The organism is Burkholderia sp. (assembly GCF_018375725.1).
In the GTDB taxonomy this organism is placed as follows: Bacteria; Pseudomonadota; Gammaproteobacteria; order Burkholderiales; family Burkholderiaceae; genus Burkholderia.
Genome location: NZ_JAHACR010000489.1, coordinates 1 through 1,800, shown reverse-complemented (window position 1 = coordinate 1,800; position 1,800 = coordinate 1). Strand labels below are relative to the sequence as shown.

General features: G+C 65.8%; 1 protein-coding gene. It reads left to right on the top strand.

The window, feature by feature from the left end; all coding sequences use genetic code 11:
• A partial coding sequence (locus KH616_RS24740) for an aconitase family protein (protein ID WP_292254811.1) occupies positions 1-1,264 on the top strand: 1,264 nt, incomplete at its 5' end.
• Positions 1,265-1,800 lie beyond the last annotated feature (536 nt).

The window sequence follows — 1,800 nt, the reverse complement described above, 5'->3', positions numbered from 1 at the left end:
AGTGACCGGCCTGCTGCCGTACCTGTCGAAGCTCGGCTTCGAAGTGGCGGCGTACGGCTGCACGACCTGTATCGGCAACGCGGGCGACCTGACGCCGGAGCTGAACGAAGCGATCGTCAAGAACGACATCGTGGCGGCGGCCGTCCTGTCGGGCAACCGTAACTTCGAGGCGCGCATCCACCCGAACATCCGTGCGAACTTCCTCGCGTCGCCGCCGCTCGTCGTCGCCTACGCGATCGCCGGCAACATCACGCGCGACCTGATGACCGAACCGGTCGGCAAGGGCAAGGACGGCCGCGACATCTACCTCGGCGACATCTGGCCGACGAGCGAGGAAGTCCAGTCGCTGCTGAAGTACGCGCTCGATCCGAAGAAGTTCGAAGAGAACTACGCGCACCTGACGAAGAAGGGCGATCTCTGGAGCAAGATCGAAGGCGAATCGGGCCAGGTCTACGACTGGCCGAAGTCGACGTACATCGCGGAGCCGCCGTTCTTCGGCAAGGAATTCTCGATGGAGCCGGCCGACGAGATCGTCGCGGTCAAGGGCGCACGCGCGCTCGGCATCTTCGGCGACTCGGTGACGACCGACCACATCAGCCCTGCAGGCTCGATCAAGGAAGATTCGCCGGCAGGCAAGTGGCTGAAGGAGAACGGCGTGCAGAAGGCCGACTTCAACAGCTACGGCTCGCGCCGCGGCAACCATGACGTGATGATGCGCGGCACGTTCGCGAACGTCCGCATCAAGAACCTGATGATCCCGGCGAAGGCGGACGGCTCGCGCGTCGAAGGCGGCCTGACGATCCACCAGCCGAGCGGCGAACAGCTGTCGATCTACGACGCGGCGATGAAGTACATCGACGCCGACACGCCGACCGTCGTGTTCGCGGGCGAAGAGTACGGCACGGGCTCGTCGCGCGACTGGGCGGCGAAGGGCACGCAGCTGCTCGGCGTGAAGGCCGTGATCGCACGCAGCTTCGAGCGGATCCACCGTTCGAACCTCGTCGGCATGGGTGTCCTGCCGCTGCAGTTCAAGGGCTCGGACAGCATCCAGTCGCTCGACATCACCGGCGACGAGACGTTCTACATCGAAGGCCTCGGCGACGACTTCAAGCCGCAGCAGGACGTCACGCTCGTGATCAACCGCAAGAACGGCGAAACGACGCGCGTGCCGGTGCTGCTGCGCATCGATACGCCGATCGAAGTCGACTACTACAAGCACGGTGGTATTCTGCCGTTCGTGCTGCGCTCGCTGCTCGCAGCGTAAGCGCCCTGCTTTTGCAGGTGCCGCATGCCGCCTCGGCGGCTGCGGCCGATTTGGAAGCCCGGCCTCGCGCCGGGTTTTTTTTCGCCCGGGCTCGGGCCGATACGCCGAATACAGCGGCAGGCGCGCACGCCTCACCGTTCCATGGACGGTTTGCAGAACCTCGCGCGGATTCGGCCGCTGCTGCATGCGAGCGACGTCGAGCGGCTGCGAATGCCATGACCGCGACCATGAAACGACACGCGCGCAGGCGCTGCTGTGGCCGACGCCACCGCCCGCGCTTGCGATCGGCGGCACGATGTGGTCTCTGCGTCGGGCGGCAAATTGCCGGGCGAAACGGTGTGGGAGGAAGTGCTCGATCGAGCAGAGAGATGTCAGCGACAGGCGGATTCGGCGCGATCCTGCCCGCCCCTGCGCGGCAGCCTGAGGCGTCCGGGCGATGCGTACGGCCGGCGCACGGGCCATACCGGCGCACGGGCCATACCGCCGCGCGCCGGCTGTCCGTCAGTTATCCGTCAGTTATCCGTCAGTTATCCGTC